Genomic DNA, 14,485 nt, shown 5'->3' with positions numbered 1-14,485 from the left:
TGACGATTAAGATGCTTAAAGATGCTGAAACAAGTTCAGCATGACATGAATGGTATTGCAAAATACTCATAAAAGTAAGGAGTTTTACTATGACAGATAATCAAGATAGATCCTGGGCCGAACCGTACAAAATTAAGATGGTGGAGCCGGTTCGGATGATCAGTCGTGAGGAACGAGAAAAAGCAATTAAGGAAGCCGGTTACAATACGTTTCTTTTGCGATCGCGTGACGTATATATCGACCTGTTAACTGATAGCGGTACCTCGGCGATGAGTGATCGCCAGTGGGCCGGCATGATGATGGGTGATGAAGCTTATGCCGGGAGTGACAATTTCTATCACCTCGAGGAAGCGATTCAAAAGTATTATGGTTACGAACATGTTGTTCCAACCCACCAGGGACGAGGGGCTGAGCATATGATTTCTCAGCTTATGATTGACGATGGGGATTTTGTGCCCGGCAATATGTATTTCACTACTACGAAACTGCACCAAGAATTGGCCGGGGGTACGTTTGTAGATGTGATCATCGACGAAGCACACGATCCGGAAAATGAGCATCCCTTTAAGGCAAATGTGGATCTCAACAAACTCGAAGATCTTATTAAAGAAAAAGGTGCAGATAAAATCCCATATGTATCTATTGCTACTTCGGTAAATATGGCGGGTGGTCAGCCTATTTCGATGGCCAATCTAAAAGAAGTCCGGAAACTGACGAACAAGTATGATATCCCAATTATCCATGACATGACGCGTGTGGCCGAAAATGCGTACTTCATTAAGCAGCGCGAAGAGGGCTATGAGGATACGCCCGTCAAGGATATTGTTCATGAGATTTGCTCGCTAACCGATGGTGCCACCATGAGTGCGAAGAAAGATGCGCTGGTAAATATTGGTGGATTCTTAGCACTTAATGACGAAGAGCTCTTCCGAAAAGCGCAGAATATGGTAGTGGTTTATGAAGGGTTGCATACGTACGGCGGCATGGCCGGACGTGATATGGAAGCGCTGGCAATCGGAATTACGGAGTCGGTGGATGAAGATCATATTCGTGCCCGTGTTGGTCAGGTGCAATACCTGGGCGAAAAGTTGATCGACATGGGCGTGCCGGTAGTACGACCTATTGGAAGTCACGGCGTGTTTTTAAATGCCAAGAAGATACTGCCACACTTAAGTCAGGATGAACTGCCTGCCCAAACGCTGGCAGCCGAACTGTATCTTGATGCCGGCATTCGAAGTATGGAGCGCGGTGTTGTTTCGGCGGGTCGTAATCCAGAAACGGGTGAACATAATTATCCCGATTTGGAACTGGTTCGACTAACGATTCCGCGGCGCGTGTATACACAGGCGCACATGGATGTGGTCGCTGAATCGGTCGAAGCTGTTTACCAGCAGCGTGAGGATATTACCGGACTCGCTTTTGATTATGAGCCGGAGTATCTCCGATTCTTCCAGTCACGATTTAAGAAGCGATAGTTTTGTTTTATCATCTCTTACCCCCTCAGGATTCTTAAAATCTTGAGGGGGTTTTAATTTGATTCATATCTCTGGTGCAGAAAGAGGAATAGTTATTCGTATCTACTTTTTTACCCTTTTTTGACGATTTTATTTTTACCGACAAAAATGAAATCAATAAACGTTCTCTGCCAAAACTTTATGAAGGTCTTAGATCTTCCTGAGTTTTCTTTGGCAGTTTAGCAACCACCAACTGGTACGAATCCGATATCCACTCTTTTAGCAAACTATTTGGAACCGGATGATCCATTTTAATACTATTCCAGTGTTTTTTATTCATATGGTAACCGGGGATAACAAATGGATATTTTTCACGGAGCTTAATGGCTTTTACCGGATCGCATTTTACATTAATCAGCTCAAAGCTTTCAACGTCAGTGGCAGTGAACATTTTGCCCCAGACCTTGAAAACCAGTGTATTCTCGTCAAAGGGAAAGCTTTCTTCCGCACCGGGAAAAGAGAGACAGTATTTTCTGTATTCAATAATAGTCATCATTCTAAGACATCTGAAAATGTCAGGATAAAGCTATTTGGATCCTTAATGGCAAACTCGTTGGCTCCATAAAAAGTTTTATGCATCTCCTTGGTTAGATTGACTTCATCCTTTATTTCTTGATATAAACTCTTAAGGTCCTCTACTTTTATGTAAAGCGTCAATGCTCCGCCTCTTTTTTGATCTTTGAGATCGGGATATTCATCCCTGATGGATTCTTCCTTTTGGAACATAAGAGAAACATTATCTTTGCGTACAAAAGCCCATTCTAAAACTCCTTCTTCCGGAACTGTTTCAAGAAGTTCAAAATCGAGTGTTTCTGTGTAGAATTCTATTGTTCGATTTACATCTTCAACCATTAAATTGGGAGTAAGTGATTGGAGCTTCATAATAATTAATGTGTAGTTGCGGTTTATTTCTCTTAAGGTACTCTATCGGACCAAATAAAGCTTTGTAAAAAAACGACATCATCGCATTTCGGAGGGCGTAGATCCGGCCATCTTTTTGAAATCTCTGGTGAGATGGGCATGATTAAAGTAACCGTTATCAAAGGCAATGTTGAGTAGGCTTTCCCGAGGGTTTTCTTTTATTAATGATTTTGTATGGAGAAATCGAACAATTCGGGCATAACTTTTCATGCTAACCTCAACAGCAGATCGGAAACGTCGCTCCAGCTGTCGCTTGCTGATGCCGTAATCATCAGTTAAATCCTCAATCGTAATATTTCCCTTATGCTTTCTAATTTGTTGAACGGAGGCAGCAATTGGATCAATGCTTTCATCAGAGTTACTTTTCATTTCATAAAGCAACTGATCTAATTTTGAGGTCACCTGTTTTTCCGATTTTAGGCTAATCATCCTTTCCCAGTCTGACTCATTTAAGCCAGGAAATATTCCTCTGGCATCAATATTTATATCCTTAAACTTATGAAGAGGTACGGAGGTTAGCGGACTCATGGCTCCAGCTTTATAACGAATGCCCACAAGCCTGGTACCAGTTGTTACAACAACTTTTCTGTATTTAGTCATCATTCCCACTGCCGATATACTCTCTCTGGCTAAGCTCGCTTCCTTTTCCTCCGCTGAAGTGGCACTCCCAAAATTAAATATCAGATCAGTACATCCATCGGGAAGAATATGCAGTGACTGTTTGCTTTTAGAATCAGAAATCCAATAACAGTCAACTATATATTGTAGTGCTTTACCAGGCACCAACTCTTGATAACCGCTCATCTGCAAAAAAGAATCTGATTAAGATAAATAATGGTTTGAGTCTGCATTTAGGGTTACAGAAAACCAATGACATTTTTATAAATGAGAAAATCAATACAGTGAAATTTCTTTAAGATATAAATAAAGACAAAACCAATTATTTTATCTCTATTTTTATCTTTAAGCACAAAAGGGTCATATATCCGGATATATTTTTTCAAAAATTTCTGTATAAAAACCTATAAAATATGCTTAATAATTATATGTTAACTATTATTAATTATAGGTTACTTATATATTACCTGGTAATTGGAAGAAAGACTTGTTCTGTATAGGGTAATCATCGTATGTTATAAACAGTTGATCAAAAAAGAGCTCTGCTACCGCAGGGCTTTTATTATTTTTAGCCCTTCCCGAGTGAAGCATTCCAATTCCATACCTCATTTTAAAGAGTATAGCTATCGTACTTAATAAATGGTCTTCCAAAGGCTAATTAAGATGAGTAAACTTGATCGGCAAGTTTAATTTTTATCACCCTTCAATCGGCTTCAACCTTGCGGAAAAGTGCCGCAGTACATCCGGACTATCGACAATTTTATATCCACCTAATTTATCGCGCTGTTCATAAGCAGAGATAATGACTTCAGCCAGATAATCCACATGGCTTTGAGTGTACATTCGTCGTGGAAAGGCCAAACGCACCAGTTCCATGGCAGCCGGTTTTTCAGAACCATCAGGCTGTTTACCGAACATGACGGTGCCAATTTCTACGCCGCGAATACCGCCCAGCAAATAAAGCGCGTTATTAAATGACCACGCGGGATATTCCGTTGGCGGAACGTGGGAAAGAATCTCTTTGGCATCCAGGTACACGGCATGTCCGCCGGTAGGTTGTACAATAGGAATACCGGCTTCGGTCAGTTTATCCCCAAGATAGCTAATAGAACGAATGCGATAGCGGAGATAGTCGGGATCGAGGGCTTCATAAAGTCCGCGAGCGACCGCCTCCATATCGTAGCCCGCCATGCCTCCATAGGTTGGAAAACCTTCAGTCAGAATTTCGAGATTGCGACACTCCGATGCCAGCTCATCGCTGTTTAGTGCAAGAAACCCGCCAATGTTCGCCATCCCGTCTTTTTTAGCGCTCATCGTACATCCGTCGGCATAATTAAACATCTCTTGAGCAATTTCTATAGGTTTTTTATCGGCAAACCCATCTTCGCGCGTTTTGATAAACCAAGCATTTTCCGCAAAGCGACAGGCATCAATAAAGAACGGAATGTCGTGTTCTCGAGCTATCTCCGAAACGCCTTTGATATTGGCCATGCTGACCGGCTGTCCACCGCCTGAATTATTAGTAACGGTAATCATAATCGTGGGGATCTTTTCGGAGCCGACTTCCTGAATAGTATCTTCCAGCTTTTCCAAATTCATATTCCCTTTGAAGGGATGGTTGCTTTGGGGTTGTTTACCTTCGTCGATAACGAGGTCACGTGCCTCTGCGCCGGCATGCTCAACATGGGCGCGGGTGGTATCAAAATGGGTGTTGCTGGGGATCACATCGCCTTTGCTGGCAATAGTGGTAAAGAAAATATTTTCTGCCGCACGTCCCTGGTGAGTAGGGATCAGATGCTTGAATCCGGTAATATCCTGTACCGCTGATTCCAGTTTGTAAAATGATGAAGAACCGGCGTATGACTCATCACTTTCAATCATGCCCGCCCACTGTTTCGATGACATTGCCCCGGTACCGCTGTCGGTGAGCAGATCAATTAGCACGTCTTTCGCTTTTAGTAAAAACGGATTGTAGCCTGCGTCTTTAAGCAGTTGTTCGCGTTCTTCCATCGTGGTAAAACGAATGGGTTCTACCGAACGGATGCGAAAGGGTTCAATAATGGTATCTGTTTGAAAAGGAGAAAGGGACGAATTTTCCATAGTGAATATTGTGCCGATTCGAGTTTATATGTTTTGAATAAAAAGAAGTGTTTTGTCTTTGACAAAGTATAATATTAACGGTAAAATAAGACAAATAACTCTTAAATATGAATCCGTTTGTAATGCTCAATCCATTCTTTAAACCAGAGGGGGTAGCCGTTGTCGGAGCTTCTCGAAATCCTCATAAATTGGGATATGGTGCAGTTCGAAATCTCAAAGAATATCGGTACCAGGGTGGAATTTTTCCGGTAAATAAATCGGCGTCTGAAATATTATATTTGCCGTGTTTTGAGTCGGTAGCAGAAGTTCCCGATCCTGTGGATTTAGCCATTATTATCGTGCCGGCCTCGATTGTCTCTACAATTATGAAGCAATGCGGTGAACGAGGGATCAAACACGCAATCGTAATCAGCGGTGGATTTAGCGAGACGGGCGAAGAAGGACGAGAGCTGGAAGAAGAGCTGGTACGTGTGGCAGAAGAATGGGAGATCAATTTTATTGGTCCCAACTGTATTGGTACGATCGATACTCATACCCCGGTAAATACGACTTTTGTGACGGGTATGCCCGAATCCGGAGAAATTGGTTTTTGCTCGCAGTCAGGCGCCATGGTGGCCTCGGTGATCGACTGGGCACGCGGAGCGGGTGTTGGCTTTTCAAGGATTGTAAGCCTGGGAAATCAGGTCGACGTGAATGAAACACAGATGATTAGAGCGCTTCATGAGGACAATCAAACGCAGGTGATCACGGCTTATATCGAGGGTGTTTCGAATGGTAAGAACTTCATGGAGGTGGCTCAAAAGGCAGCCAGGGATAAGCCGGTAGTAGCGTTAAAAGGAGGTCGAGGAGAAAGCGGGGCTCGGGCTGTGGCATCCCATACCGGAGCCCTGGCTGGCAGTGCCGAGGCGTATGGAGCGGCTTTTGAACGCAGTGGTGTGCTACAAGCAGAAACGATGGAAGAGATGTTTGACTGGGCGCGGGCACTGGCATGGCAGCCGCTTCCGAAAGGGAAAAAGGTAGCAGTGTTGACAAATGCAGGCGGACCGGCAATTCTGGCTGTTGATGCCTTAGAAAATGCCGGTTTGGAACTGGCAGAATTGACTGCAGAGACCAAAAAGTATTTAGAATCACGATTACCTAAAGCGGCAAGCGTAAGTAATCCGGTGGATGTGTTGGCGGGGTCGGGTCCGGGTACCTACGCGGTGGCATTGGATGCTTTACTAACCGACGAAACGGTAGATTCGGTGGTGGTTATTCAAGCCCCGCAAGATTGGTTTTTGCCGGCCAGCCTGGCAGAAGTAGTGGGCGAAGTAGCCGGTTCGCATCAAAAGCCTGTAATTGCATCTATTATGGGGAAAGCATCCGTGGAGGAAGCACTGAAAATATTACACAAACGAAAAATACCGAACGTGGCTTTCCCGGAGCGTGTGGCTTCGGTTTTGGCGGCTATGGTCAAGCGTAAGGAGTGGCTTGATATTCCTCAACAAACGCCTGATCGATTTACTAATTTTAATGAACAGAACGTTGAAAGAAGTACATCAGAAAAAGATTGGAAATCGCTGCTTCAGGAATACGGTATCGCCTTTCCACCGGAGCAGCTTGCTGAGACAGAGGAAGAAGCTGTTAAGGCTACAGAGTCCATCGGTTATCCCGTAGTCCTAAAGTTGGAATCTGAATCCATTTCACATAAAACAGAAGTGGATGGAGTGAAGCTGGATATCAGGAACAAAGAAGATGTACTTCGTGCTTGGAATGAGATCAAAGAGTCGGCTGAGTTAACAGATGTTGATATGGAGGGCGTTCAGGTTCAAAAAATGCTAACCGGCGGACAGGAAGTGATTATGGGGCTTCGTCGCGATCCGCAATTTGGTCCGATGGTGTTATTTGGTACAGGGGGGATAGATGTAGAACTGCTGCAGGATGTTGAGTCTGCTGTTGCTCCGTTGAACCGCTTACAGGCTGAAAACCTGATAGACGCTACTCGGGCCGGGACTAAGCTTAAGGGATGGCGGAATCAGCCGCCGGCCGATCGTGAAACGGTGATCAAATATCTGATGCGACTGTCACAGCTGGGCGATGATGTGCCCAACATTGATGAGTTAGAGATGAATCCGTTATATGTGTTGCCGGAAGGTCAGGGCGCCTATGCCGTGGATGTGAGAGGAACAGTTGTTGAGGATGAGAAAGCGACAGTATAGCTCTGGAATAAAACTGAAGTAAAAAATATTTTAGAAAAGATTGAGAACCGGTGACTAAACAAAATAATTTTTCTGGTAACAATGATTTGAACAACCAATGGTTGTGGCACGCGTCAATAGCCTGTTTTTTGTTGGCCGGACTAACGGGTTTTCTGTATCGACTGGGAATGATGGGATGGGTGCCCGGAGAGTTAGCGTTGGGCAATATTCGTCATGCTCATTCTCATCTTATGTTCTTTGGATGGGCAGTGCCACTCCCGTTGTATATCATCAAGCAAAAAGTTTCTGGAAAAGCGGATGACATGGGAGAAGGGTTCAGCTGGATGAAATATTCCATTGCTTGGATCTTGTTTTTCGGGTTAATGGCTTATCCGTTTTTTTTGTTCTACGGATACCGTCCGGTAGCTATGGGATCTGCTACGTTGCCGTTATCGGTGATCTTTTCCGGATTTGTAATGATCGGATGGTATGGGTTCATAGTCGGATATTGGAAAAGTCGTACCGCACTGCAAGATGATGAAAGCCTGCCGTGGATTGATGGAGCACTTGTTTTACTGGTGGTCTGCTCACTCGGCGCTTGGGGGGTAGCTGTTATTCAGGAGCTGGCCCCGCAATCACATCTACTAATGAAAAGTATGACGCACTTTTTCCTCGCAGCCTTTACCGAAGGATGGGTAGTACTGATACTTTGCGCCATTTTAATTAATGAGCTTGAAATTGAAGAACAACACTGGTGGACCTCCCCGCAGTTTGCGTTGGGAGCCATTGCCATCGGGGCACCGTTGACGTTTCCCTATGGGATATCTGAATCACTGCTCACGCCTATGCTCCTGGGAACAGCCCGTTTTGGGGGCGGACTTGCCGCCGTTGGATTATTATTAGTTATGGCTGCTATTTTTAAATCCGGAAAATGGAGACACTCGATCTGGATTTGGCCGGTAGCACTGTTGACATTAAAAGGTGTTATGCAGCTGGGGGCTTCTGTAGTGCCCAGTTCATTTTGGTTGTCCGATCCCGGTTTGCGTGTGCTTTACTTGCATATTCTCCTATTGGGCGGATTGACGTTACTGGCTTTTGCTTGGTTTAATAGCAGGACCTCAGTATCAAAAAGCTACTTCCACCTTGTGGGGGGTTCCATAATAGTCACCCTCTTCACGTTGCTGATGTTTACGGGAGTTTGGCCTCAGGCACTTTCTGGAGCGTGGATTGTGGATGCCTTGGCATTGGGAGCTCTGCTTCCGATTTTGGCTGTACTTGCATATTGGGTGATGTTGATTCAATCACAAAAGAAGGGATCTATTTGATTATGACAGATATCAGAGATGAAGAAGATATTACTACCCTGGTGCATGCCTTCTATGCGAAGATAGAGGATGATGAGCGTTTGGGGCATATTTTTAATGAGGTCGCCGATGTAGATTGGGATGAGCACCTTCCCAAGATGGTGGATTTTTGGTCGAAGATGTTATTTCGAACCGAGCGATATAAAGGACGCCCGTTTCGAGAACACTTGCTGCTCCCGATTGAGCGTGATGATTTTGGCCGGTGGGTAGGACTCTTTACCGAAACGGTAGATGAGCACTTTGAAGGTAATCGGGCTGATTACGCAAAAGAGTTGGCTGTAAATATAGCAAACTCATTCAGCACGCGAATGGCGATGGATGGTAAGTTTGATCAAAATAGTGAGGACTAATTATGGGAAATGATGATCAAAAACGTACAGAAAGGGAATTAGCTGAATTGGTTCGAAAAACCTGCATTGAAGCGGCACGCGATGGATTTAAAGATGCCTCGATCAGCGGCTTATGCACCGAAGGCGCTATGGAAGCAGCAATTAGTTCAATACAGCGGCTGGATTTAGAAAGAATAATTCAAAAAAAGTGAGAAGAAAATGAAGCGATCTATATTGATTTTAGTAGTTGTGTTGGGTTTTTCAATAAGTGTAATGGGATGGAGTTGGTTCCCGCAGCAAAAAGCCAGTCAACCGGAAACCATGCCGCTGGTTCCCATGATGCAGCAATTGCTGGAGGATATTCAGGAGGTTGATCGTGGCATTTATACAGAAAACTTTGCTATGATCGAAGAAGGAGCAGGAAATATATCTGATCATCCGACAATGACACCTGAGGATAAAAAACTGGTGAAGCAAACATTAGGTAAAGAGATACAGCAGTTTGTGAAGTTTGATATGGTCGTGCACCATCATGCCGATTCGATGCGAATGGCGGCCGTTGAGGAAAATATGCAGAAAGTGCTTAAGCATTATCGCATAACCCAGCAGGGCTGCGTGGATTGTCACTCGAACTATCGCGAACCAATTTCCACGGCAAGGGTAGAGCAATAGGTTTAATGGAGCATCCCATTATAGGATTCCACAAAGACGAAGAAGATGACTGGGTAGCCGAGCTTAAGTGCGGACATAATCAACATGTGCGGCATAATCCACCGTGGATGCTGCGTCCCTGGGTAACCACAGAGGAAGGACGAAAGAGCCGTCTTGGAAAAGAATTGAATTGTAAAAAATGCGATCGCAACGAACCTCAAGATTTTGATCCGTCATGCCAAGAATAGCACGCGTATTTATCAAAACGGGACTTATTTACTTTTTAGCCTCGCTGATATTGGGATTAGCAATTGAATTTAACTGGCTGCAGTTTCCAGGAATAGTGCCGCTCTTTTGGCACCTGTTGATGGTCGGGTGGATTACGCAGATCATCTTCGGCGTATCCATGTGGATGTTTCCCGGCCGAACCCGCGAAGAAGGTTTTAAAGCACAGCTTTGGGGCTGGCTCACGTACATATTTCTGAATATGGGATTACTGTTCCGAATAGTTGCCGAACCGGCTACCTATGTAGCTGAAGCAGAATTGTGGAGTATATTGATCGTAATATCAGCGGTGAGCCAGGTTGCGGCAGCGGTGGTTTACATCATTGAGCTCTGGCCACGGATACAATCCAAAGAGCAGCGCCGAAAGCAGCGAAAGAAAAAACGGCAGAAACAGAAAGCTAAGAAGTAGTTTTATGGAAAAGCACCAGTGTCATGCTGAACCCCGATGTATCGGGACAGGCTTTGGTTCAGCATCTATAATTTAAATTTCCTTACAGATCCTGAAACCCCGAATGGTAGGGATACGACAAGTTCAGGATGACATGTAAATTGATCCAAAAATTAAAAATTGTACTCCATGAAGAGTCTATATTTGATAGAAATTCCAAAGGCATAAATGTGGATGTATATCACAGAAAATGTTTTGATCTTGAATCTCAATAACAATTTAATAACCAAATAATGAAATCATGCCTACACTCAGTCGCTGGATGATTAAAGCTTCGATGCTGTACATGTTGGTAGGGTTTACTATTGGAGCGCTGATTTTAATCAGCAAAGTATATCCCGAATATTCTTCGGTATGGAGCTTGCTTTCAGTCCACATCGAAGTGAGTATTTTCGGATGGATCATTCAGCTGACAATGGGCACGGCCTATTGGATTTTACCGCGCTACCTCAAAACAAAGTCGAGGGGAAATCCCAGGCTCGCACTGGTAATGGTTGGGTTATTAAATCTCGGTATTTTAATCAATGTAGCATCCTATCTGAATATACTAAATTCAACTGCTACGATAATCGGACGTCTGTTGGAAGTGGGAGCTGTTGCACTGTTTATTCTTCTGCACTGGAACCGGGCCGTAAGTTATAATATGTGATGAGTAAGAAGTAAAAAAATAACTTATTACTCTACTCATTACTTGATACTTTTTATCCTCTCAGTAAGCGCATGGCATAATACAAAATGACTAATCCCAGAATCAAGTTAAGGCGTCCCAGCCAGCTTGAAATTTTGCGCATTTGTTTTGTTTGGGAATGGTCAGGCTGCTCATCCATGAGTTCGGCCGCTTTAGGACCGGCATAAAAATCGTGTATACCGCTGACGATCAGCACCAATCCAAATACCAATAATTTTATAAATAGATATCCGCCAAAGACCTCTATCCAGAACGATCCGGTAAGAAGTTGTTCAATCGTATATCCCCGAGTTAATAAATTGGTAATACCAGTTACTATTAAGGCGATAAATAATACCCAGGAGATACGGCTGAACTTTTTACCGACAAGCGTGAAAAATTCGCCCTTCTTGTTTTTAAGTAACTCGTGACGTGTTGCCGGAACTAACACACCGGCTGTAAACAGCATGCCGCCAATCCAGAAAATAGCCGAAGTTATGTGAATAAATACTGAGAGATAATACATAGTTATCATTTGCTGTTTTGAGAAAATGACAGAAATAAAAAAGGCGACTGATCTGTTCAGCCGCCTTTGGTAATAAAAATAAAACGTTAATAAAGGTTATCCTTCTACGTTAAGGATACCCTTCATTCCGCCTGAATAGTGGCCGGGGAAACTACAGATATACTCATATTCTCCGGTTTCTTCGGGAGCGGTAAAAGTAACCTCAACAGTTTCTCCACCGGAAGCAAGATCAGTATGTGCTATGATTTGATCTTCCATGTCGGCAGGAATGTATTCATTGTCACGTGCTTTGGATGCAGCGTTGGCAAATGCAGTAGCATCAGCGTTCATGGTAAGCAGCACAAAGTTGTGCGCCATGGCCGAAGCTGGTAACGTGCTTTCTGTAGTCAGACGAATGCGGAGTTCTTCGCCAGGTTCGGCTGTGATAGATTCGAGCAATACATAATCACCCATTTTTTCTCCGGTTTTAATACCTTCTTCTTCGCCTTCAACGACGAATTTCATGCGATCTATACCGACCATTTCAATAGTTCGAACATCATCAGCTTGTTCGGTAGCTTGAGCTTGAGTATCAGCTGTTTGTTCTTCGGCTTGTTGATCAGAACCACCGCCGCAAGCTGCTACAAAAAGTAACATCAGTGAAAATAAATAAGGTGCAAAACGTGTCATAAATGTGAGTTATTCTTAGGTTAAAAATTAAGTATATAAGATACGAAAGTATTTATGTGATTACACATTATTTTGCTGTAGTAAGCAGTGTGGCATCAAGTAATATTTCTGTGCCCGACAACGCTTTAGAAACGGGACATGCTTCTTTAGCGCCGTTGGCAAATTCGTGAAAAGTATCTTCATCAATATCAGAGAGATTAGCTTCTGTGATAAGTTTAACTTTGGTAATTGTTGGTCCATCATCGGTAACTTCAAATGTCACATTCGCTTCGGTCTCTACCGACTGTGGATCGTATCCCGCCTTGGCAAGTTCGTTAGATAACGCCATGGAATAACATCCGGCATGAGCGGCCCCAATAAGTTCTTCGGGATTAGTTCTATCTCCATTTTCGAACCTTGAAGCGAATGAATATGCTCCTTTATAGGAACCGCTTTCCAGCTCCATTGTTCCTTTTCCGTTTTTTAGGTCTCCATTCCATTGTGCATTTGCTCTACGTGTAGGCATAATGTTGTATTATTTAAGATTGTGTTTTTGTTGATATTGATTCAGATTTCTGAGAAAAAATTTCTTTCGTTAATTGGTACATAATGCCTCCTAAAAACAAGATAATAGCCGCCACATTTCCATAGCTGCCAATAATTCTCACTTGATGTAGCCCCATCATATCACCGGCTATTCGTATCAATAGAAAACTGTGTAACAGTATAAGCGGCAGGTAGAAATAAGTGTGCCAGGGCACCAGTTTGCCCGAAAGCGAAGGGATAATGACCGAGGCATGAGCGAAGATCATGCTGAATACAAACCCAACAAACAGCATGTGCAACAGTCCGTCATAGATAGGTCCGGCGGTAGGAAGATCATACCGCAGACCAAAAAGTCCGGCAAGGATAAGCCAGCCGTAACCAGTGAGCAGGCAGATAGCACTGTATTTCGTCCATTCTACAGATTTAATGGTCTTACGAGCAATGTCGTATTTGATGAGCCATCCCGCGATACCGATGAGCAGGAGAGAGGCTATACGCCAGCCAATTGTGTGATCAATATGAGTGATGGACAGGGAGGCCAGCCACCCTAAAATGAGCATTGTAAAAATATGCTGAGCCTGCTTGGGTGGACGCATGATGCGGTTGAGCTCGAGTCGTTCGCCAAAAATAGTGAGCATGGGAAAGGCCGCCCACCAACCAACAATCGAGTAAATGGGGGTACCAGCCACAAAGAGTAGATTACCTACTAACAGTGAAAAGGCCCCCAGCGCCATAATTAAATGATAGATTTTGGGCTGTAGGTAGTACAGGTATCCCATGACGAACGTAAGTCCTACCGATCCCAGGATCAGCGCACCGTTGGAGGGGCCGGGAAATCCAATCAGCAGCAGGATGGTTGAGGCCGCTAAAAATACCGGAGCGGCGTAGGCCCACTTTTTTTCGAGAGCAGCGGCGCGTTCCAGGCCGATGAGCGTGCCCAAAAAACCATTGATCATTAGCGGTCCGTGGGCTATAGGCGATACCAGTGGGGTTGCGAAAGAGAGCAATCCCAGGCGGACCAAGCCGGAATATAGGCCGGCAAGTAATCCTACGGCCGCCAAAATCAGCAGTCCCACAAGTACAGAGGTTGGTACTTTGTTCATGTTCTGGAGTAATTATACACGTTGTTGGGGTGGGGGATGAGCAAAAAACTCAACGTCATCTTTTATCATATCCACATTCCACTCCGGCTCCCAGACAATTTTCGCTTCGTAGTTATCAATTTCCTCTATTGATTCCAGCGCTTTCTCGATCTCTTGCTGCAGGTATCGGCGCATGGGACAGCCCGGCGTAGTAACGGTATATTCAAGCACCACCTTGTCATCGCCAATCAAGATGTTATATACCAGTCCCAAATCAACGATGTTGACCCCTAACTCGGGATCAATGACATCGCGGAGCTGCCGGACTATCGTGCGCCTATCTATGGGAGTAGAATCCATAATTCGTTATTCAGTAGTTTTGCCGATATGTACTTTCCAAACCTCAGGACCTTCTTCAAGGTAATCCCAACTGTAGTTATCCTGTCCGTGCATGGCAGACATTTGGTAACGCAGCGGTTTGGGATCATGGTCGTTTATAATGATAAAAGCTTCTCCCTCATCAAGCTCATCGTAGGTATCAAAAATTGTTGCATGCTTTTTATGAGGAGGAATTTTACGAACGTCAATTTCTTCTACTGTATCAGGCAT

At 44.1% G+C, this 14,485-nt stretch carries 19 protein-coding genes; 9 read left to right on the top strand and 10 right to left on the bottom strand.

Features of this window, described 5'->3' with window-relative positions; translation table 11 throughout:
- Nucleotides 1-89 precede the first annotated feature (89 nt).
- A complete protein-coding gene (locus tag CK503_RS12665; protein WP_095607199.1) occupies nt 90-1,475 on the top strand; it encodes a tyrosine phenol-lyase in 1,386 nt (461 codons plus the stop codon).
- 178 nt (nt 1,476-1,653) lie between these two features.
- On the opposite strand, the gene CK503_RS12660 is transcribed toward CK503_RS12665, so the two are convergent.
- The 4 genes from CK503_RS12660 to CK503_RS12645 all read right to left on the bottom strand — a co-directional run bounded on the left by CK503_RS12660 (nt 1,654) and on the right by CK503_RS12645 (nt 5,153).
- On the bottom strand, nt 1,654-2,007 hold the full coding sequence (locus tag CK503_RS12660) for an MmcQ/YjbR family DNA-binding protein (RefSeq protein WP_095607198.1): 354 nt from the start codon (nt 2,005-2,007) through the stop codon (nt 1,654-1,656).
- Nucleotides 2,007-2,396, bottom strand: a complete 390-nt coding sequence (locus tag CK503_RS12655) for a VOC family protein (protein WP_095607197.1) — start codon at nt 2,394-2,396, stop codon at nt 2,007-2,009. Before CK503_RS12655 ends, CK503_RS12660 begins: the two co-directional genes overlap by 1 nt.
- A 78-nt stretch (nt 2,397-2,474) precedes the next feature.
- Complete coding sequence (locus CK503_RS12650; protein WP_095607196.1) at nt 2,475-3,239, bottom strand: AraC family transcriptional regulator; 765 nt, start codon at nt 3,237-3,239, stop codon at nt 2,475-2,477.
- A gap of 510 nt (nt 3,240-3,749) precedes the next feature.
- Complete coding sequence (locus CK503_RS12645) at nt 3,750-5,153, bottom strand: tryptophanase (RefSeq protein WP_095607195.1); 1,404 nt, start codon at nt 5,151-5,153, stop codon at nt 3,750-3,752.
- A 107-nt stretch (nt 5,154-5,260) separates the two neighbouring features.
- Between CK503_RS12645 and CK503_RS12640 the strand changes: the two genes are divergently transcribed.
- The 8 genes from CK503_RS12640 to CK503_RS12605 all read left to right on the top strand — a co-directional run bounded on the left by CK503_RS12640 (nt 5,261) and on the right by CK503_RS12605 (nt 11,056).
- Nucleotides 5,261-7,351 (top strand): acetate--CoA ligase family protein, encoded by a 2,091-nt coding sequence (locus CK503_RS12640; protein ID WP_095607194.1) that lies wholly within the window; start codon nt 5,261-5,263, stop codon nt 7,349-7,351.
- Nucleotides 7,352-7,401: 50 nt separating this feature from the next.
- Nucleotides 7,402-8,655, top strand: a complete 1,254-nt coding sequence (locus tag CK503_RS12635; protein WP_141239932.1) for a hypothetical protein — start codon at nt 7,402-7,404, stop codon at nt 8,653-8,655.
- A 2-nt stretch (nt 8,656-8,657) separates the two neighbouring features.
- On the top strand, nt 8,658-9,044 hold the full coding sequence (locus tag CK503_RS12630) for a group III truncated hemoglobin (protein WP_095607192.1): 387 nt from the start codon (nt 8,658-8,660) through the stop codon (nt 9,042-9,044).
- 2 nt (nt 9,045-9,046) lie between these two features.
- The gene (locus CK503_RS12625) at nt 9,047-9,235 is read left to right on the top strand and encodes an acetyltransferase (protein WP_095607191.1); all 189 of its coding nucleotides are present in this window, start codon (nt 9,047-9,049) and stop codon (nt 9,233-9,235) included.
- A gap of 7 nt (nt 9,236-9,242) precedes the next feature.
- A complete protein-coding gene (locus CK503_RS12620) occupies nt 9,243-9,695 on the top strand; it encodes a hypothetical protein (RefSeq protein ID WP_095607190.1) in 453 nt (150 codons plus the stop codon).
- A gap of 5 nt (nt 9,696-9,700) precedes the next feature.
- Nucleotides 9,701-9,922, top strand: coding sequence for a DUF3565 domain-containing protein (locus tag CK503_RS12615; RefSeq protein WP_095607189.1), 222 nt, complete (start codon nt 9,701-9,703; stop codon nt 9,920-9,922).
- Nucleotides 9,910-10,368 (top strand): hypothetical protein, encoded by a 459-nt coding sequence (locus tag CK503_RS12610; RefSeq protein ID WP_095607188.1) that lies wholly within the window; start codon nt 9,910-9,912, stop codon nt 10,366-10,368. Before CK503_RS12615 ends, CK503_RS12610 begins: the two co-directional genes overlap by 13 nt.
- Nucleotides 10,369-10,648: 280 nt before the next feature.
- The gene (locus tag CK503_RS12605; RefSeq protein WP_095607187.1) at nt 10,649-11,056 is read left to right on the top strand and encodes a cbb3-type cytochrome c oxidase subunit I; all 408 of its coding nucleotides are present in this window, start codon (nt 10,649-10,651) and stop codon (nt 11,054-11,056) included.
- 52 nt (nt 11,057-11,108) lie between these two features.
- Here CK503_RS12605 and CK503_RS12600 read toward each other — a convergent pair whose 3' ends face one another.
- From CK503_RS12600 to CK503_RS12575, 6 genes are all read right to left on the bottom strand, one after another.
- On the bottom strand, nt 11,109-11,600 hold the full coding sequence (locus CK503_RS12600) for a DUF4149 domain-containing protein (protein WP_176466309.1): 492 nt from the start codon (nt 11,598-11,600) through the stop codon (nt 11,109-11,111).
- A 96-nt stretch (nt 11,601-11,696) separates the two neighbouring features.
- A complete protein-coding gene (locus CK503_RS12595; protein WP_095607185.1) occupies nt 11,697-12,269 on the bottom strand; it encodes a plastocyanin/azurin family copper-binding protein in 573 nt (190 codons plus the stop codon).
- Nucleotides 12,270-12,336: 67 nt separating this feature from the next.
- A complete protein-coding gene (locus tag CK503_RS12590) occupies nt 12,337-12,774 on the bottom strand; it encodes an OsmC family protein (RefSeq protein ID WP_095607184.1) in 438 nt (145 codons plus the stop codon).
- Between the two features lie 13 nt (nt 12,775-12,787).
- A complete protein-coding gene (locus CK503_RS12585; protein ID WP_095607183.1) occupies nt 12,788-13,897 on the bottom strand; it encodes a DUF8744 domain-containing protein in 1,110 nt (369 codons plus the stop codon).
- A gap of 12 nt (nt 13,898-13,909) precedes the next feature.
- Entirely contained in the window at nt 13,910-14,236 is a 327-nt protein-coding gene (locus tag CK503_RS12580; protein WP_095607182.1) for a metal-sulfur cluster assembly factor, read from the bottom strand.
- Nucleotides 14,237-14,242: 6 nt separating this feature from the next.
- Entirely contained in the window at nt 14,243-14,485 is a 243-nt protein-coding gene (locus tag CK503_RS12575; RefSeq protein WP_095607181.1) for a DUF2249 domain-containing protein, read from the bottom strand.

It is taken from the genome of Fodinibius salipaludis, assembly GCF_002287075.1.
In the GTDB taxonomy this organism is placed as follows: Bacteria; Bacteroidota; Rhodothermia; order Balneolales; family Balneolaceae; genus Fodinibius; species Fodinibius salipaludis.
Note: the sequence above shows the minus strand (reverse complement) of the source record. Positions and strands in the feature narration are given on the sequence as shown.